The sequence below is a fragment of the uncultured Limosilactobacillus sp. genome, from assembly GCF_934202235.1.
Lineage (GTDB): Bacteria > Bacillota > Bacilli > Lactobacillales > Lactobacillaceae > Limosilactobacillus.
This window is the reverse complement of the sequence record NZ_CAKPXS010000005.1, coordinates 24760-39475: the sequence shown is the minus strand read 5'-3', so window position 1 is coordinate 39475 and position 14716 is coordinate 24760. Positions and strand designations below refer to the sequence as shown.

The window sequence follows — 14716 nt, the reverse complement described above, 5'->3', positions numbered from 1 at the left end:
TTAAAGAACTCCTAACCAAGAACAAACGAGGGCAACAATGAAGGTGATGATAATCAACCACAGCGGGCTGACGTGCTTCTTCTTGATTAACCAGTAGAGCAGGAAAGTGTAGCCCAGTGGCAGGATGTTTGGGAAGATGTGGTCAAGAAATTCCTTTTGCAGGGCGATCGAATGGGTCGCGGTAACCGGAATCTTCAACTTAACGGTCATCGTAACGTAAGTGGCAATCAAACCACCAATAACGGTACAACCGAGGACACTTGCCGCGTGAGAAACAATCCCTGAATTAGCACGGATACTTGCAATTGACTTCGTCCCGACAGAGTAACCAAGGTGGCAAATTGGGATCCGGGCGAAGAATAAGGCAATGTAAACTGCCAGGAAAATGATTGGCCCAATCAGGCTGCCTTGCTTGGCGAATGAAGCGGCAATCCCAGCAACAATCGGCAGGATCGTGAACCAGGTGATTGAGTCACCAATTCCGGCCAGCGGACCGAACAGGGCGATCCGTAAACCATCGATGGTTGACCGCGGCGCACCATTTTCTTCCAGTGATGCTTCCAACCCTAAGAGTAATGGTGCAGCGTAGTTGTTGGTGTTGATAAAGGCGGTATTGGCCTTGATTGCTTCTGATAAGCCCTTCTTATCATCGCCATAAATCTTCTTCAATGCAGGAATCAAACTGAGGGCGTAACCATCACCCTGCATCAGTTCATAGTTGAAGGCTGATTGGTTTAACAGTGAGCGGAGTGCCAGCTTGGTCACATCAGAGTGTGACAGTTTGTGGCGCTTCGGAGCTGTCTGTTGTTGTTCATCAGATGCCATCACTGTCACCTCCATCATTCTGATTTTCACGAATTTCCTTCAGCTCGTTCTTAATCTTGCGAGTCCGCACTGCTTGGTAGTACTCAATTGCGGCCAGGCAGCCACCGATGACGGCGACAGGCATCAGGTTGCCAAACTTAATGAAGCAGGCAGCCGTAAACCCGAGTAGCAAGTACGGAACGTAACGGCCCTTCAGCATGGTCTGCAGCAAGATGGCAAACCCAACGGCTGGTAAGATCCCCCCGGCAATTGTGAAGCCGTGACTTAACCAGCCAGGGAAGGAATTGACGAAGTTGCTCATTGGCTTTTGGGCAGCGTAAACACACAGGAATGACAAGACACCGTAGGTTAAACCAACGAGGAGTGTTAACCCGTATGCCAGGTTGCGGAACTTATTTAATTCCAGTCTGTCAGCGTATTCGTTGAACTTCTTGGCAAAAACAGAGAATGCCGAGTAGTAGAACAAGATAATGTACTGGGTCAGGATGGAAAATGGCAGTGACAAACCGATGGCGGTTGCTGGCGAGTGACCAGTCGTATATGCCAAAACGACAGTCATGATCCCTGCCATGACGGGGTTAGGCGGTTGGGTCCCACCAACCGGAGTCAAACCAGCGAAGACCAGTTCGGTTAACCCCCCGGCCACTAGGCCCAGTTTAAGGTTTCCGAGAATTGCACCAACGACGGTACAAACGATGATCGGCCGGAAAATATAGAAGCCTTCCAGCCAAAAGTCGATGCCGGCGATGATCGCAAACACTGAGATCCAAATCCCTTGTGCAAGCGAAATAGACATGATTTCATCTCCTAAATAATTGCAAACGAAAAATAATAATTAGAGCTTCGTGATTTCCTTCTTCGACGAATCAGGAACATCTTGAATAAAGACATCTACCCCATGTTCCACAAGCTTATTAAAGGTATCGCGATCTTGCTGGTCGACGTAGACCTTCTTACTGATGGCTTCCTTGCCTTCGGTAAAGTGCATATTGCCAACGTCAATTTGCTTAATCGGCACACCGCCTTCGACCAACCGAAGGGCATCTTGGGGGTTGCGGACAACCAGGAAGATATGCTGCCGTGGACTGGCCTTGTGAATGGTCTTAATCGTTTTATCGATCGTCCAGAAACGGATACCAACGTCAGAAGTTTCGGCAGTGGCAGCCATTAATTCTTGCTGCAGATCGTCGTTTGCTACTTCATCGTTAGCCACCAGAATCAGGTTGATTCCTAAAGCTGAGGTCCAGACTACACCAACTTGACCATGGACCAACCGGTTATCAATCCGGGTTAAAACAATATCAGGTGTTGCCAAAAGGCTTACCTCCTTTGTACGAAAATTTAGCCAGGAAAGGCTTACATCTTTAGTTGTATCATTTAACGTCAGGAAAAGCAAAGCCATTGTGTTTAAATTATCATTAAGATTATTATTGTGCAGCGATGAGCGAAAAAATTAAACCAATTCTTTTTTAACTGAGGGAGCCCTTAGAGCGGGTTTGGGTTATGGCATAGACCATTAGACCAATTGGACTGAACCGCTTTCATTTATAGACAAAAAAGTTTACCATGGCGATAGATCAATTAACTAGTTATTTTTGTAAAATGAGAAAAAGAGGTTGTAAAGATGAAAGTAATTCTTGCTCCTAATCAGGCTGCAGGCGACCAGGCCGCGTTTAACGTCTTTAAACAGGTGATTGATAATGGTGCCCGGGTTCTGGGGTTGGCCACCGGTAGTACCCCGGAGGGACTTTACCGGCTGCTTCGCAAGAGTTCCCTGGATTTTTCGGCAATGACGTCCGTTAACCTGGATGAATACGTTGGTATTGCTCCAGATAACCCACAAAGCTACCACTACTTTATGAACCAGCACCTTTTCAACGCCAAGCCGTTTGCTCATTCGTACTTGCCCAATGGCCTCGCCACTGACCCCGATGCTGAGGTGAAGCGTTATGACCAAGTAGTGGCAGATAACCCGGTGGATCTGCAACTACTGGGGATTGGTCGTGACGGCCACATTGGCTTTAATGAACCAGGATCACCATTTGATGGTGGGACCCACCGGGTGAAGCTGACAGAATCCACAATTGAAGCTAATGCTCGTTTCTTTGCTTCGAAGGATGAGGTACCACGGGAAGCCTACACGATGGGAATTGGAACGATTCTCAAGAGTCGTGAAATCTTGCTGATGGCTTATGGCGAAAAGAAGGCCGCTGCTGTTCAAAAGATGGTGGAAGGACCACTAACAACTGCGGTCGCAGCGTCGGCCCTCCAGAAGGCGGACAACGTTGTCGTGATTGTTGATCCAGCGGCTGCTGCCAAACTGCAGCCAGCATCGATTAGCGAACGGCTGTGAGTAATAATCAATTGTAGATGATATATAACTGAAGAAGGTCCCCAGTGTTCTGCTGCGAACACTGGGGACCTTTTACTACCTACTGGTTTAACTCGGTAGTGGTAAAGTTATTTAAATTTTGTTGCGTTGGATTTAAGTGACGCCACCTCTTCGACAAGAACTGACTATTCATGCGGTAGTGTGGTGCCGGCTGTGGGTTGTCCAAGAATGGCGCAACCTGGTGGTCAAAATCAACCCAGCCAACCCAGCCGATATGGATGGTGTCCTGCATAAAGCCGGTTTCGTTTCCACGGTGAGAGTAATCAACGATGTTGTTGAACCCTTGCGAGCGGAGCTGATACTTGATCTTATCAGCAGTCTTGTAGTACATCTCCATATTCAGGCCGGTGTACTTTTCCCACTTGGCATTGACCGGTGTAATCATGAAGACCACGTTGGTATTAGTCTTTGCTAACTGGTTAAGCACTACCTGTAAGTCAGCGTATTCCGGTGACTGAAGGTAGTTAAAGTGACGCTGGGAGTTGCGCAAACCCTTGGTTCCCTTAATCCGTGAATTGTAGAACTTATTCAAAACGCCGAACCGGTTATTAGTGGTTTCTTTGCGAGCTTGCTTCTTAGCAATTGCTTGCAAGTCAGCATAGTTGTAGTTCTGCGGCAGGAGATGTTCCTTCGGCTTAATTCGCGTATCGTAATTCTCGTTAACGTTTAAGCCGGAAAAAAGGTTATCCTGGTTACGCAAAAGGGTGATCTTGAAGTTAATCAGTGACCGGTCCCATGCGCTGAGCGGCTTGCCAGCGGCAATCTTCTTGGCATCACTGCCGACCGTTCCGTTGTCACCAAGTAGCTGAATCAGTCGCTTAGCAGTGTAGCGGTCATACGGTGAGTGGGGGTTAGCCTGCTTGAGCCAGGAAAGGTTGGTGTAGGCCCCGTTGTAGTACTTGAAGGCGGCAGGAGTAACTCCCTGCTTGACAAACCACTGTGGTGAAATAATGAAGACCGCTTTGCCGTTTTGCATTTGCGGTGCCATCATGTTCATGTTGAATAATTGCGGCAACGACTGGGTTCCCTTGGCCCCGAAGAGGAAGGGGCGATAGTGGTGATAGCGGGCGGCCATCACTGCTGGGTGGAACCGGTCCATCCGGTTTAACTCACTCGAACCAAAGAAGGGCACATAATAGGGGTGCTTTTCCCCAATCGCCTGGGACTTAATCGACTTGTTCTTAAAAACAGTCGGACTGATGGAAACAGCTGCCCGTTGGATTGTCTTCGCAGAATGGTGGCCACGCCACGGAATAATGAGGACCAGCCCAACCAAGAGGCAGGCAACAATGACTGGGCCGAAAATGCGCCACAGTCGTTGACGATTAGTCATTTTGGAGCTCCTTTACCCGCTCGATAATCTTGTCAATCGTGTTCCACTGGCTCCGGTCGAATTCGGAAACAGGGACTTCAATATCGAATTCGTCCTGCAGAGCTAACAGGAAGCTGACAGTTGCCATTGAGTCCAGCAAACCGTTACTGTACAAGTCTTCGCCAGTGTCATTAAAGTCACTGGCATCGCGACCAGTTGCGTCAGCTAAAATGTTTTTAATTTGATCTTCCATGTTAAATCCTCCAATTATTAATTATCCTAGTGGCTAAAGAACAGCGTGTTCAAAAAGCCTGAGAAAATCAGAAACGAAAAGACAACAAAGTTAAAGGTAATGAAGCGGGCCACGTTTTGTGTTAGCGCGGTGCTCTCCAAGCCATTAAAGTGTTTCCGCTTGTAGCGTAGCCAGGCGTCGTTAGTGACTAGTGCCAGGCCATGCAAGAAGCCATATAAGATATAATACCACGTTACCCCGTGCCAGAAGCCCATCGTGACCATGTTGAGCATGTAGGCTAATGAGGAGAGAACGTTCCGGTTCTTAAACCAGTGCTTCTTGGTTGCCAAAAAGACGAACCGCATGAAGATATAGTCACGGAACCAGAATGATAAGGACATGTGCCAGCGATTCCAGAATTCCTTGATGTTCTTGGAAAGGAATGGCTTGTTAAAGTTCATCGGCGTTTCAACACCCATGAAGTAAGAAATAGCCACTGCAAACAGTGAGTAACCGGCAAAGTCGAAGTAGAGGTCGCCAGAATACAGGTAGGCGACAGCGACAACCCACCACGATAAGTGATGGCCATGAGCCATGGCCATGTTCTCGGCGGCTGGCAGCCATTGCTGGGCAAAGAAGTAGTCGATCACGAACTTGTATAAAAAGCCGATAAAGAGGTACATAATCCCCTTTTCAACCATGCCCAAGTACTTCTCACGACTAGGCACTTTCCGGTAATCCTTGGAGAACCGCCGGTAACGGTCAATTGGACCAGAAGTAATGGTTGGCATAAAGAGCATGAAGCGGACGAATTTCCACCAGTTAATTTCCTTCACGGCACCGTCACGAGTTTCAATGATCGTTCCGGCTGCCCGGAAAGTCAGGTAAGAAATACCGAGGAAACCAAGTAGCGAGTTATGGCCGACCATTGCGGGGGTCACCTTGACGATCACGATTGGGAGTAGTGATAGAAAGACGGTCAGGTAGAAGACACCACCGGCGTTGTTCTTCTGTCGGTAGTGGTAGTAGCCCATTACCAGGAGGGTCTGGTAGATGACGTAAATCACCAGTGAGACCATCTGCTTAGCGCTGGAACCATCAAACATTAAGAATAAGAAGATAAAGCTGATTAAGGCCTCGTACCAGCTAAATCGTTTGCCGTAGTATAAACCAATCCCCAGCGGGAGGACCGCCAACAACAAGTAGATGAAGTAGGTTGGTGTCCCGTAGGCTGAGAGGTTGGGCATCGATGCAATCCAATTAAGCATTATTTGTTAGCCTCCGCAATCAGCTGCTTAACGGCAATCTTACCGTTAGCTGACTTCGGGAAGGAGTCAACGTAGATAAACTGCGTTGGCATCATGTAGTCCATAATTTGATCTTTGAGACTGTCGCGGATGGCCTTAGTTAATTCCTGTTCACTCTCAAAGTCATTTGGCTGGGCGATGACGTAGGCAATGAGGTGGGTTGCCTGGTGGTTACGGTTATATTTTGGAACGGCCACGGCCTGTTTGATGTATTGGCTCCGTTCCAGGCTCGCCCGAACTTCGTCTAGTTCAACCCGGAACCCGTGCAGCTTAATTTGGAAGTCCATCCGGCCGATGATGTGGCGCATTCCATCTTCACTGATGAAGCCAGCGTCACCTGTCCGGTAGGCTTTGACACCGTTTAACATGAAGAAGTTTTGAGCAGTCTTCTTCGGGTTGTTGAGGTAACCGTTGGCAACACTGTCACCGGCGATAATAATTTCCCCGTGGACGCCAGGTTCATTGACCTGCTTGTTGTCTTTCCAGATGCTGGTTGTTACGCCGGGCTTGTCGACACCAATTGGCAACCGCTTGTCGTGGTCGACCATTTCTTTCGTGATTTCACAGCTCGTAACCGCCACAGCCGCCTCCGTTGGCCCATAAGTATTGAAGATATGGGCGTCGGGGAAGCGTTTGAAGAGTTGCTTGACGGTCCCGACAGTCAGCTCTTCACCACAGAAGACGAAGTACTTCAAGTCGGGCATCTTTTCGGCGTTAAAGTCGCGGCTTAGCAGCAGCATTTCACCAAAGGAGGGGGTGCCGACGAAGACATTGACCTTCAATGACGGCAGGACCTTGAACATCTGACCGAAGTTTTGGACTACCGGCAATGGCAATGCCTTGATTGTGCCGCCAGATAAGACGGCAGTCAGCCAGTACATGTGAGAAACATCGAAAGAAAACGGTGTTTGGCCCAGGAAAGTCTGTTCTGCCGGGATATTAAATGAATCACCGAGCATCCAGTTGGCAAATGAGCAGATATTAGTGTGGCTGATCGGCACACCCTTTGGCGAACCAGTCGTTCCGGAGGTGAAAAGAATGTAAAACGGTTGATCGCCTAACACTTCGTGGCCTACCTGGTATGGTGTTTGCTGATCAAAGATTTGTTGGAGCTCAAACCGGTCCAAAACGGCGCCGTCATAGTCCAATTTCTCGGTTGGGAATTCGTCGATCGCGATTACCAGCCGTGGTTTAGCCGTATTAATGATGGACTGCAGCCGTGGTAATGCCGTGTTAGTTTCGACTGGGATGTAGGCATGACCAGCCTTGATCCCGCCAATAAAGCCGGCAACCATTTCAAATTGGTGGTCGCCATAGAAAACAATCGGGCTGCCAGCTGGCACGTTTTGCGCTTTATCAAGCCAGGCTGCTAGCGAGTTGGACGCTTCTAGCAGGTCACGGTAAGTGTGGGTCGTCCCCATTTCGTCAAAGAAGACTTTATCGAGGTGAGCTTGAGCTTGTTTATCGATAGCTTGTGCAATATTTGAAATCAAAATTTTCCTCCATTATTTAAAAGCTAGAACTCGTTATAGATGAACGGGGCTTGGCCAGCGCCAAAATAGCCGTACAAGTAAATGACGAGCATTAGCACAACGAAGTACAGTAAGGTAGTCAACCAGAATTTTGCGGTTGGATGATTTTTCAGCTTGGAAAACATCTGTCTACCCTCCCTTTCTGTGTCTAAAACCGGGATAAGCGGCGGTTGATTCCCGCCCGTTGCTTTGATCCCGAAAATAAGGTTCAACAAGTGAAATTATACACATCAATATCAGAAAATACAACGTTACCCGTGTAACTCTCTATTCTCGATGAGACCGGCGCGGAATGCAATTTATTTTATCGACTGAATCCGGAAATTAGACTGGAATTTTTTTGCCAAGGCGATAAAATGAGAATATCATTACAAAAATATTAGAAAGAGGATGGCGTGGATGGACCAACAAACTAAAGTTCAGGTCTTAAAAGACCTCATCAGGATTAATACCGCTAACGACCATGAAAAACAGGCGGCAGTTTATTTGCAACGGTTGTTTAAGGACTACGGTATTTCGTCACAACTCGAGGAGTATGCGCCGGATCGCGACAACCTGGTTGCTGAACTGGACAGCGGTCAGGAGGGACCAGTCCTAGTCTTAGCGGGGCACTTAGATACGGTTGCGCTCGGTGATCGTGATCATTGGGACCACGACCCGTTAAGTGCTGACGAGGTTAACGGCGATATTTACGGTCGCGGGAGTGTCGATATGAAGTCGGGGCTGGCGGCCATGGCCATCACCCTCATTGAGCTGAAGGAGGCTGGCCTCCCACAAAGGGGGAAGCTCCGTTTTCTGGGGACTGTTGGTGAAGAACTCGGCGCGATGGGGTCCGAACAGTTAACTAAGCAGGGCTTTGTTGATGATGCGACGGCAATGATTGTCGGCGAACCGACTGGCGGTGATATTGTTTACGCCAATAACGGTTCGATCGGTTATACCGTGAAATCATTTGGTAAAAGCGTCCACAGTTCGATGCCGCAAACAGGGATCAACGCGGTCGAGAACCTGGCTCAATTTGTGGTTGCCGAAAAGCACGCCTTCGATGACGCACCAGCTAGTCCGGTCCTGGGCAAGCCGGTGCACAGTGTCAATGTCTTTAAGGGTGGTAGCCAGTTGAACATTATTCCCGATTATGCGGAGGCACAGGGGAATATCCGTCCAGTTCCCGAATGCGATAACGAGGACTGTATCAAGCGCATTCAGCAGACAGTCGACCAGCTTAATCAGCAACCAGGCGTTCAACTGAAACTAGCAGTTCGCTTTAGTTTCCGGCCAGTTGCTAATGACCCCGATGGCGAATTTGTCCAGCTGGTGAAGACGGCACACCAACAGGCATTCGGTAGTGCTCCAGCAATGAATGTCATCCACGGCGCCAGTGATGCTTCCAACTACATTCATGCAGTGCAGTGCCCGATGCTTCTTGTTGGTGCGGGTGACTGGTCGTTAGCCCACCAGGTTAACGAACACGTTGCCGTTGACAACTACCTGAAAGTGAATGCCACTTATGAAAATGTTGCTAAACAATACTTAGCATAATTGATAGTTGAAAAACTAATTAAAATGTAATAAACTGCGAACAGATAGGAAAACACGAAGCGTTTCAAGTAGGCTGACAGAGAACCAGCGGCTGGTGCGAGCTGGGAGCCGAAACTCCGGCGCGTTAAATGTGGGCGGGTAATGCCGCACGGAAATGGCCGTTATCCATTCATTAAGGGTGCTGTTAGGCAGCAAACTTGGGTGGTACCGCGGAACAAGAGCCATTTCGTCCCAAACTAGGGATGAAATGGCTCTTTTAATAGTTATTGGAGGTAATGTCGATGCTAGATATTAAGAAGATTCGCAAAGACCCAGACTTTTTCAAGCAAAAGTTGGGGACCCGTGGTGTTAAGGCGGAAGAGATTGACGAAATCATTGCCCTCGATGCCAAGCGGCGGGAGCTATTGCAAAAGTCGGAAACGCTGAAGGCAGAACGGAACGCTACTTCCAAGAAGATTGGGGAAGCCAAGAAGAACCATGCGCCAGCCGAAGAAGTCATCAAGCATATGCGGGAAATTGGTGGCGAAATCAAGCAGCTGGACGAACAAATCGAAGAAAATGACAAAACGCTGGAAGACAAGTTGCTGCACTTGCCAAATGTTCCGGCTGACGACGTCCCGGTAGGGCCTGACGAAAGCTATAACCGGGAAGAGTACAGGGTTGGCAAGATTACCGATTTGGGCTTTGAACCGAAGCACCACTGGGAAATCGGTGAGAAGCTGGGAATCCTGGACTTCGACCGGGCTGCTAAGAACTCCGGGGCCCGCTTTGTTTACTACCTGGGCCTCGGTGCGCAGTTGGAACGGGCCGTTTACAACTTCATGCTTGACCAGCACATGAAAGATGGGTACACCGAAGTGCTGCCGCCGTACATTGTAAAGGCTAAGGCAATGTTTGGGACCGGCCAGTTCCCGAAGTTCCGTGAAGGTGTTTACCAGGTTAACGGTCAGGACATGACGCTGATTCCGACTGCCGAAGTACCGTTGACTAACTACTTCTATGGTGAAGAAATTCCTGCCGATAAACTGCCAGTTTACGTCACGGCCCTTACACCATGTTTCCGTTCTGAAGCTGGTGCCGCTGGCCGTGACACCCGGGGACTGATCCGGATGCACCAATTCAATAAGGTTGAAATGGTTAAGTTCTGTAAGCCGGGAACATCTTATGATGAACTGGAGAAGCTGACCAAGAACGGGGAAGAGATCCTTCAAAAGCTGAACCTGCCATACCACGTCATTACCCTGTCAACGGGTGACGCCAGCTTTACTTCAGCGAAGACCCACGACATTGAAGTATGGTTCCCAGCTCAGCATAAGTACCGTGAAATTTCATCATGCAGTAACTGTCTTGACTTCCAAGCACGGCGGATGCACACTACCTACCGTGACGAGAACGGCAAGCTGCAATACGTCCACACCCTGAACGGTTCTGGCCTTGCTGTTGGCCGGTGTGTGGCTGCTATCTTGGAAAACTACCAGAATGAGGATGGTTCGGTGACGATTCCTGATGTCCTGGTTCCTTACATGCACGGTGTGAAGAAGATTACGAAGGACAACGCTGTCCCGTTTAACAACAAGTAGCGCTTGCATTTCCCGGGAAATAACTTAAAATATTGTTAGTGGTGCGCAAGTAGGAAGCCAAAACAGAGACGGGGGCTGGTGAGAACCCCGACGGTAACTGAAATGGAACCATTTAATTAATCAATGATAATAAATGAGTGACAGGCGGCTGCCTGTAACGTAGGTGGCACCGCGGTCAATTCGCCCTACTTTCTTTGGAAAGTAGGGTTTTTGTATAGAAAGGAAGATTATGATGGGACAAAAAGTTGCATTAACGGGCGACCGGCCAACGGGGAAGCTTCATATTGGTCACTACATCGGTTCTCTCAAGGAACGGGTGAAGATGCAAAACAGTGGTGATTACGACCTTTACGTCATGATTGCCGATCAGCAGGCGCTGACGGATAACGCCCATGATCCAGAAAAGGTTCAAAACAGTTTGGCACAGGTGGCACTGGATTATCTGGCGGTGGGCCTTGATCCGCAGAAGTGTACGATCTACGTTCAGTCACAGATCCCGGCATTGTCAGAACTGAATATGTACTACCTTAACCTGGTGACGGTTTCCCGCCTGGAACGCAACCCCACGGTAAAGGCCGAAATTCAGCAGAAGAAGTTTGGCCGGTCGATTCCTGCTGGTTTCTTCACTTATCCTGTTAGTCAAACGGCTGACATTACTGCTTTTAAGGCCCAGTTAGTGCCAGTGGGGGATGACCAGGAGCCAATGCTCGAGCAAGCCCGGGAACTGGTTCGCACTTTTAATTCCACTTACCATACTGACGTGCTGGTTGAACCAGAAGGAATCTTCCCTCCGAAAGGTCAGGGGCGTCTGCCCGGCCTAGACGGCAACGCAAAGATGAGTAAGTCACTGGGTAATACTATCTACTTGAGTGATGATGAAAAGACCCTTTATCAGAAAGTAATGTCCATTTACACTGACCCGCACCATATTCACGTGGACGATCCTGGCCAGGTAGAAGGGAATATCGTCTTTACCTACCTTGATATCTTTGACCCAGATAAGTCACGGGTTGCGGAACTGAAAGACCATTATCGTCGTGGCGGCCTTGGTGACGTCAAGATCAAGAAGTATCTCTTTGAGGTCTTGAATAGTGAACTAGCACCAATTCGCCAGCGGCGTGCTGAGTATGCGAAGGACCTCCCGGCAGTTTATCGGATGCTGCAAGCGGGGAGTCAGCGAGCAAATGCAGTTGCTAACCAGACCCTCAAGGAAGTTAAGGCGGCAATGGGACTTAACTACTTTGACAATTTGAAATAAGCAAAAGTCGTCCGGCGGATAAGAACCGCTGGGCGACTTTCGTTTGTTAAGAGGTTAACGATTAGTCCGAACTTCACGAGTTGCTTCAGCGAGGTGAACGAGGTTGGTAACCATCCGGTGGGTAGCTGCCTCGTAGTGATACTTCCGGCCAAGCTTGACGAAGTAACCATTGATGTAGTCAACTTCCACTGGTCGGTTATGGCTCATGTCCTGGTACATCGATGGGTAGTGGTGGGGGTTCCCAACCTTGGAAACGTAGTTGACGCTGTCCAATTCTTCTTGACGGGAGGAGACGAGCTGGACACCGGCCCGTTCGCAGACATCGTAGGCTTCGTCGATTAATTGTCTGCTGAGTTCGTCTGCGCCGGAGAAGTTAGCGTATTCTCCCATCGTGATCTCAAACATCGTACAAAGGGTGTTGACGACGGAGTTGAAGACTACCTTGGTCATCAGCGTACCCATAAAATTAGTCTTTAGTGAGGGGTTGAAATTCGCTTTTTTTAGTTCAGCCATGAGTTCATGAGTCTTCTCGTCAGGCTGCTCGGTGTAGTTGGCCCAGTTCGTTGTGCCGGCACCACGTTTACCGACAAACTCGACTTCACCAGGACCGGTCAGGATGGTAGCGACCAGGGCGGTCCCAGCAACCAGTTTTTCTTTCGGGAAGTACTTCAGTAATTGTTCAACGTGTCCCATCCCGTTCATGGCGGTCAAACAATACTGGTCAGCGAAAAAGTGTTGACAACGCTTCAGCATGTCAGGTAATTGCATTTGTTTCAACTCGAAGAAAACGAAATCGGCATCAGTTGCTGTATAGTCTTCAGGACGGTAGACGTTAACCGGGACCAGGTGCTTATTCTGGTGCTCGCGGGTAACCAGGACGCCGCCTTGCTCCTTCATTTTCTGGTAGTGTGGTTCCCAACCTTCGACAAAGTCGACTTCGTTACCGGCTTCCTGGAGTAAAACCCCAAACCGTAATCCCATTGCACCGGCTCCTACAACTGTAAACTTCATTGTCATCCACTCCTTTAGTTGTTACCAATGATCAATTCGCCGAATAAAAAAGCCCCCAACTAGAACTAGTGTCTAGTTGAGGGACGCTTCGCGTGGTACCACCCTGTCTTTACCAGCAGCTCGCACTACCAGTCTTAATGTTCAATGCGGCAGCATTAAACACGGCAGCGATAATGGGCTGCACCCACCGTGGATTACTAGCTTTCGTCCAGGTACTCAAAGTGATTTTCGCCGGTCACTGGTTGATCCTTTTTCACCAGCCAAGGACTCTCTGGCAAACAGTGAAGGGCTACTCTTCTTTTCAACGTATTTGGTCATCTGTTTTTCTAATTGCATTTTAATTTAATTGCAAAATCACTAAAAGTCAAGGGCTTTTTTAAAAAAGATTTGTCTTCTAATAAGGGCCAGCCAACCGTAATAAACTGCGGCAAATAGTATTTTACATTTCACAAGTGGGGGTGTATGCTAACTTCAATCTTAAATTAGAAAACGCTAAGAAAGACAAAGGAGTGACCGACGATGGTTAAATTTTCATCAAGAGTTCCAGCAGACGGGACGGACGCAGTGGGGTCAATTTTAAAGGCTGCTGCTGACCCGCGGATCATTTCCTTTGCCGGTGGCTTGCCAGCACCAGAGCTATTTCCGGTTACCGAAATGAAAGCGGCGGTTGAGCGGGCCTTTGATAAACATGGCCGTGAACTGATGCAGTACGGTGCCGCCAAAGGGGTGCCGGCACTTCGGGAGTGGGCTCTCCACCACGTGGCAGAGAAGGAGGGGATTCACGGAGAACTTGAGAACGTGTTGATCACGACTGGTTCTGAGCAAGCGCTTGACCTGGTGGGGAAAGCATTGGTTGATCCAGGAGACGTAGTTTTGGTGGAACAACCGACCTACCTCTGTGCGGTTGACGTTTTTAAATCTTATGGAGCCCACCTGGTATCTGTCGCAATGGATAATGATGGGATGCGGACTGACGCCCTCGAAGAAACACTGAAAGCCCATCCGGACGCCAAACTGTTGTATACTGTCCCGAATTTCCAGAATCCGACGGGGCGGACGATTCCCCTGGCGCGGCGGCAGAAAATGGCGGAACTAGCTGCCAAGTATGATCTGACAATTCTTGAGGACAATCCTTATGGTGAGATCCGCTTTGCTGGTCAGCATGTACCGGCGGTGAAGTCCTTTGACCATGACGGCCACGTTTGTTACATGGGGACCTTCTCTAAAACTTTGGCTCCTGGCTTCCGGCTGGGTTGGATCGTGGCTAATAAGCGAATTGTTGATAAGTTAACGGTTTTAAAACAGTCTGCCGACCTCCATACCGATAACCTGGCGCAGTACGCCACCGTTGAGTACGTGCAAAACAACGACCTTGATGCTCATGTTGAGGAAATTAGTGCTCTTTATCGCAAACGCAAGCAACTGATGATTGAGGGAATTAAGAAATACTTCCCGTCCGCGGTTAAGTACACTAACCCTGAAGGGGGGATGTTCCTCTGGGTGGAAGTGCCAGGTGTCGACGATACTGTCGCGGTGTTCAAAGAATGTCTGAAAAATAACGTCGCCTTTGTCCCGGGTGACCCGTTCTTTGCGGGAAAACCTCAACCGGGAGCTTTCCGGCTGAACTACTCCAACATGGCGGAAGACCAGATTGAGGAAGGGCTCAAACGCCTTGGTGAAGTTCTTCAGAAGTACGTGAAGTAGACATTTGAATTTACAAATGTAAAT

14 protein-coding genes are annotated in these 14716 nt (G+C 48.9%); 5 read left to right on the top strand and 9 right to left on the bottom strand.

Going from position 1 to position 14716, the window contains the following annotated elements; genetic code table 11:
* The 3 genes from agaD to agaB are packed head-to-tail and all read right to left on the bottom strand — an operon-like array spanning position 1 to position 2140.
* Positions 1-825, bottom strand: a complete 825-nt coding sequence (gene agaD, locus Q0E49_RS01660; protein ID WP_295745989.1) for a PTS galactosamine transporter subunit IID — start codon at positions 823-825, stop codon at positions 1-3.
* A complete protein-coding gene (agaC, locus tag Q0E49_RS01655; protein WP_295745986.1) occupies positions 815-1621 on the bottom strand; it encodes a PTS galactosamine transporter subunit IIC in 807 nt (268 codons plus the stop codon). Before agaC ends, agaD begins: the two co-directional genes overlap by 11 nt.
* A 39-nt stretch (positions 1622-1660) precedes the next feature.
* Positions 1661-2140: a PTS galactosamine transporter subunit IIB gene (agaB, locus tag Q0E49_RS01650; RefSeq protein WP_295745983.1), complete on the bottom strand. Its 480-nt coding sequence runs from the start codon at positions 2138-2140 to the stop codon at positions 1661-1663.
* A 309-nt stretch (positions 2141-2449) separates the two neighbouring features.
* Here agaB and nagB point away from each other — a divergent pair, with 309 nt between their 5' ends.
* Positions 2450-3178 (top strand): glucosamine-6-phosphate deaminase, encoded by a 729-nt coding sequence (nagB, locus tag Q0E49_RS01645; RefSeq protein ID WP_295745980.1) that lies wholly within the window; start codon positions 2450-2452, stop codon positions 3176-3178.
* Between the two features lie 79 nt (positions 3179-3257).
* Here the strand turns inward: nagB and dltD are convergent, their stop codons facing one another.
* Genes dltD through Q0E49_RS01620 form a run of 5 tightly spaced genes read right to left on the bottom strand, consistent with a single transcriptional unit; the run spans position 3258 to position 7725 of the window.
* Positions 3258-4550: a D-alanyl-lipoteichoic acid biosynthesis protein DltD gene (dltD, locus tag Q0E49_RS01640; RefSeq protein ID WP_295745977.1), complete on the bottom strand. Its 1293-nt coding sequence runs from the start codon at positions 4548-4550 to the stop codon at positions 3258-3260.
* A complete protein-coding gene (dltC, locus tag Q0E49_RS01635) occupies positions 4543-4782 on the bottom strand; it encodes a D-alanine--poly(phosphoribitol) ligase subunit DltC (RefSeq protein WP_295745974.1) in 240 nt (79 codons plus the stop codon). The genes dltD and dltC overlap by 8 nt, the downstream gene beginning before the upstream one ends.
* A gap of 26 nt (positions 4783-4808) precedes the next feature.
* On the bottom strand, positions 4809-6029 hold the full coding sequence (gene dltB, locus Q0E49_RS01630; RefSeq protein ID WP_295745971.1) for a D-alanyl-lipoteichoic acid biosynthesis protein DltB: 1221 nt from the start codon (positions 6027-6029) through the stop codon (positions 4809-4811).
* The gene (gene dltA, locus Q0E49_RS01625; RefSeq protein ID WP_295745968.1) at positions 6029-7561 is read right to left on the bottom strand and encodes a D-alanine--poly(phosphoribitol) ligase subunit DltA; all 1533 of its coding nucleotides are present in this window, start codon (positions 7559-7561) and stop codon (positions 6029-6031) included. The genes dltB and dltA overlap by 1 nt, the downstream gene beginning before the upstream one ends.
* A 23-nt stretch (positions 7562-7584) precedes the next feature.
* Complete coding sequence (locus Q0E49_RS01620; RefSeq protein WP_102280199.1) at positions 7585-7725, bottom strand: teichoic acid D-Ala incorporation-associated protein DltX; 141 nt, start codon at positions 7723-7725, stop codon at positions 7585-7587.
* Between the two features lie 274 nt (positions 7726-7999).
* On the opposite strand from Q0E49_RS01620, the gene Q0E49_RS01615 reads away from it, so the two are divergent.
* The 3 genes from Q0E49_RS01615 (at position 8000) to trpS (ending at position 11977) form a co-directional block, all read left to right on the top strand.
* Positions 8000-9139, top strand: a complete 1140-nt coding sequence (locus Q0E49_RS01615; RefSeq protein WP_295745962.1) for an ArgE/DapE family deacylase — start codon at positions 8000-8002, stop codon at positions 9137-9139.
* Positions 9140-9420: 281 nt separating this feature from the next.
* On the top strand, positions 9421-10719 hold the full coding sequence (gene serS / locus Q0E49_RS01610; protein ID WP_295745960.1) for a serine--tRNA ligase: 1299 nt from the start codon (positions 9421-9423) through the stop codon (positions 10717-10719).
* Between the two features lie 232 nt (positions 10720-10951).
* Positions 10952-11977: a tryptophan--tRNA ligase gene (trpS, locus tag Q0E49_RS01605; RefSeq protein ID WP_295745957.1), complete on the top strand. Its 1026-nt coding sequence runs from the start codon at positions 10952-10954 to the stop codon at positions 11975-11977.
* Between the two features lie 54 nt (positions 11978-12031).
* Here trpS and Q0E49_RS01600 read toward each other — a convergent pair whose 3' ends face one another.
* Positions 12032-12988 carry a ketopantoate reductase family protein gene (locus tag Q0E49_RS01600; RefSeq protein ID WP_295745954.1) on the bottom strand — a complete coding sequence of 319 codons (957 nt, stop codon included), beginning with the start codon at positions 12986-12988 and terminating at the stop codon, positions 12032-12034.
* 519 nt (positions 12989-13507) lie between these two features.
* Here Q0E49_RS01600 and Q0E49_RS01595 point away from each other — a divergent pair.
* Positions 13508-14692: a PLP-dependent aminotransferase family protein gene (locus Q0E49_RS01595; protein ID WP_295745952.1), complete on the top strand. Its 1185-nt coding sequence runs from the start codon at positions 13508-13510 to the stop codon at positions 14690-14692.
* The last annotated feature ends 24 nt before the right edge of the window (positions 14693-14716 follow it).